Genomic DNA, 3546 nt, shown 5'->3' on the forward strand with positions numbered 1-3546 from the left:
GGGTCCGGCTCGATCATCGGGTGGCCTTATCGACGCTGACTTCACTGAGGGCCCTGGCCCGCACCGCCTCCAGCTCGCCCAGGAGATGTTCCGCGCGACGCTCACACCGAGACAGCCGCGCGGGCCGGCCAGCGCCGGCAACCCAGACCCGAAGCTGCTTGTTGGCCGAAGTCAGCACCACACCCACTCCTGCGAACTTCGCGGCCTGCAGTCGACGACCCAGGGCGCCGAGCATGCCAGCGACGTCTTCGCACGAGTGGGCCACTTTCGTGACTCCTGCAGCCACCACACCCGCGCGCTGAAGTTGCCGCACCGACCTGTCCGCGAGGGCAGCTATGTGGAACCTCGCTAAGGTCACCAGCGCGAGGCACGCTCCCACCTGATATGAAACCTGGCCAACGGAATCATCCGTGGCGACGACCCACTGTCCACACGACTTCGCGCGATCGGCGCTTGTTACCACCGTGAAGCTTTCCACGGTCCGGCCACCTCCTCGATCCGAGCAACGCCACACGTTGCTTTCACTAGCAGTACGTCTGCACGGATGTCGTCAGCGGAGCAGCGATGCAGTCACGTCGCCCAGTTAGGGATTCGCTTCGGTGCACCTTGTTGGCTGGGCCGACTGTCCCGGATGAGGTTCGAGCCATCGACGGCGATCGACGAGAGGTGGCCGCAACGCCCACCTGTCGTGGCTGTAGCACGAACAGGAGGAATTCCATGACTGACACGCCGATCGCTACCCTCTACTTGACAGTGGCTGAAGCCGCAAAGGTCCTGAGCTGCTCTTCTGACAGCGTTAGGCGCCTCATCTCCCGCGGCGAGCTGCGTGCCTACCGCTTTGGCCGACTTATCCGGATCGCGACAGCCGACATTAGCGGCGCGGGCCGTCCCGTCACCCGTCAGCGAGCGCGGATTCCGGCCGAGGACGCCCTCGCAACGCCCCCCGCAAGAGTGACATCGGGCAGGCGAGACGATGAGAGCTGGAAGTCCTGGGCAGACCGGCGAGGAAGCGGCGCTTGACCGCTCCCTCTCGCCTGCTGGATCGGAGGCAACCGCGCGACGCTGCCATCCCACCCGCTCACCCGCCCTGCCCTCGTCTGGGCCGTGGATCGATGATGAGGAGGAGGTAGGCCATCGGGACATATGGGCCACGGCAGGGGAGTCGCCCCACCACATAGTGGAGTTGTACCGAGCTGCGGGCGCACTCGGACGCCGTGCTGGACGAGCTCGGCCTAGATGCGCCGGCGAGCGTGCCCTGGTTTCTAGACTCAGCGCGTGCGACCACGAGTGGAGCGTTGCTCGCGCGTGCCTTGAAAGGACACGGCGATACACGTCGGCCAACTGCAGTGTCTCGGCGAGTTGACCGATGGGCGCGCAGGACCGCACAAGGACACGATTGGCGATCCCGAGTGGTGGGAGGCGCACGTTGCGCGGCTAGAAGGAGTCGCAGCCGCTTTCGTCGCTGATTCGCGGCTCTAGCCACCAGCCAAGTGGTCCGATCGAAAATCGATCGTCTCTACGGTCCGAGGCTGTTAGTCCGTCACCTGGGCGTCCGTTGGCGGTGCCGAATATAGGCGGTCCGAGATGCCGGTCCCTGGTCCAGTCAGATAGTTGGCAGCCCTCTCCAAGCGGTCGGGAGTGAAGTGGTCTTCCCACGAGGCGAACGTTCGCTCGGAGCGCCAGCCGCAAGCCGCGCAGGCGACCGACTCGTAGAAACCGGTGCCAGCCTGATCCTCCTCAGTAACGTCGTCGACTCGGTACGACTCGCACTGAGGGCACCGCGCAGGTTCACCGTGATCGTGGTGCATCGCAAGTCTGCTGATGACGGCGAGGAGATGGCCGGTAGCATCGAGCACGAAATCAGCGGCGGCGGGCGTCGCGTTGGCGTTGTGCTGTAGCCAGACCGTCAGGTCCCAGGTCTTCTCGACCAGCATCTTGACGTAGCTGCGCTGCCGACCCTCCGAGAGCCGCTCGGCATAGAGTTGCGCCCACCCCTTGAAGTCGGCGCCCGTCGGGCGCTCAGCAACCTCGCCCAACCACTCGGCGTCCTGGAACTGCCTACCCAGCGCGATAAGAGTGTCGCGGCACTTGATGCCGACCGCCTGGAAGTCTTCGGACTCCGCCGCCTCATCCATAGCTTTCAGCGCGTCGCGGAACCGCCGCCATGGCGGCGACGTCGGCTCATCGCCGTCGTGCTCCCCGCGGCTTCGCTCAGCGAGCACAGCACCCAGCCCGACATGGAAGATGAGTGCCTGGTCCGCCTGCGGGAAGTCGGTTTGCAGGTAGAGATTCGTTGGCTCGGTGATCACCCACCAGCGAGTCTTGTCGCAATGGACGTCGAACACGCTATGGGTGCGTCCGAGGACTCTTCGCGAGTGGACGTGCTGAACCAGCCCGGCCTGGTCGTCCTCCGGCGACTGGCTGTTCACGTAGTCGCGGACGGCTCGCTCCTCGTGTTCTGCGAGGTCACCCATGACCGCTCCTCACACATCGCCGTTCGACCAGGTGGAGGCCCACGCTCCCAGTCACATCAATGGACGATACAGACACACCCTGGGCTTGCCCCGGGGTGTGTGGCAGGAAGAGTTGCGTTGGCCGCTGGCAGCCTCGCCCACCCGCGGCCCGTGGAGCGTGCGCGCCTCTGGGAGCGAGTTCTAGGGTTTCGTCATAGTGAGGGCTAGAAGTTCGTAGAACCGATATCAGTCCCGTTCGGCACGCCGACCGACAAACGCGGACATGCCGGGCACGGTGAACGCCAGCTGCCCATAGTCCGGTGCATACACCAGGCCCTTGGCGATCAGGCTGGCACGCGCCGGGCCAAGGCTGTTCTGCGTCCTGCTGAGGCGGGCGGCGATGACAGACATCGTGGAAGGCGCCCCGTCGTCCGCGGCCATCGCCACCAGCAGCGTGCGCTCGGCTCGCGTTGCGCGCTCCCAGCGCGATGAATAGAAGGCAGCATCGAGCCGTTCCTGCCCCAGGACGATCGCGGCCCCTGCGTCCGCGGCTGTGAAGGTGGGTTCCGGGGCGAGGTTCCAGACCGCCTGGCCGTACTCCTGCAGAAAGTAGGGGTAGCCCTCGGCTGCTGTGGTGAGCACGCGGAGGGCGTCGGGTTCGATCCGCGCTCCGAAGCGTGTGATCGGCTCGGCGAGGCCCTGTTCAGCGTCTCGCTGATTGAGCGCCCCGATCGGGCGGTAGTCGAACAGCCGCTCAGCGTACGTACGGTGCTCGGACAGTACTCGCGGCAGGCTCGGCAGCCCGGCCCCAAGGAGATAGAACGGCCAGTTGCGCTGGCCTGCGGCATGCTGCGCGGCCAGCAAGGCCGTCAGGGTGTTGTTCTCGAGGTCCTGCATCTCGTCGATGAACAGAGCGAAAGCGAGCCCGTGGTCGATCAGTGCGATGGAGACGTCCTCGATGAGTTCGAGGAGATCGACGTCGACTTCGCCGCTGTCAGCCCGGCCCGGTGTGATCTGGACGCCGAGATCGACCCCGGTGGCACCGACCTTCGCGTTGAATCCTGCGATCGTCCCGAGTGCACTCTGGAGCCTT

Annotated in this window: 4 protein-coding genes; 1 reads left to right on the forward strand and 3 read right to left on the reverse strand. The window is 65.5% G+C overall.

Going from position 1 to position 3546, the window contains the following annotated elements; all coding sequences use genetic code 11:
* Positions 1–13: 13 nt before the first annotated feature.
* Positions 14–478 (reverse strand): hypothetical protein, encoded by a 465-nt coding sequence (locus ACOJSN_RS23275; protein ID WP_420114866.1) that lies wholly within the window; start codon positions 476–478, stop codon positions 14–16.
* A 239-nt stretch (positions 479–717) separates the two neighbouring features.
* On the opposite strand from ACOJSN_RS23275, the gene ACOJSN_RS23280 reads away from it, so the two are divergent.
* The gene (locus ACOJSN_RS23280) at positions 718–1020 is read left to right on the forward strand and encodes a helix-turn-helix domain-containing protein (protein WP_420114867.1); all 303 of its coding nucleotides are present in this window, start codon (positions 718–720) and stop codon (positions 1018–1020) included.
* Between the two features lie 512 nt (positions 1021–1532).
* Here the strand turns inward: ACOJSN_RS23280 and ACOJSN_RS23285 are convergent.
* Both ACOJSN_RS23285 and ACOJSN_RS23290 read right to left on the reverse strand, forming a co-directional pair.
* Entirely contained in the window at positions 1533–2474 is a 942-nt protein-coding gene (locus ACOJSN_RS23285; RefSeq protein ID WP_420114868.1) for a hypothetical protein, read from the reverse strand.
* 225 nt (positions 2475–2699) lie between these two features.
* The coding region (locus tag ACOJSN_RS23290) for an ATP-binding protein (RefSeq protein ID WP_420114869.1) at positions 2700–3546 on the reverse strand (847 nt) is incomplete at its 5' end.

The organism is Pseudactinotalea sp. (assembly GCF_048594945.1).
In the GTDB taxonomy this organism is placed as follows: Bacteria; Actinomycetota; Actinomycetes; order Actinomycetales; family Beutenbergiaceae; genus Pseudactinotalea.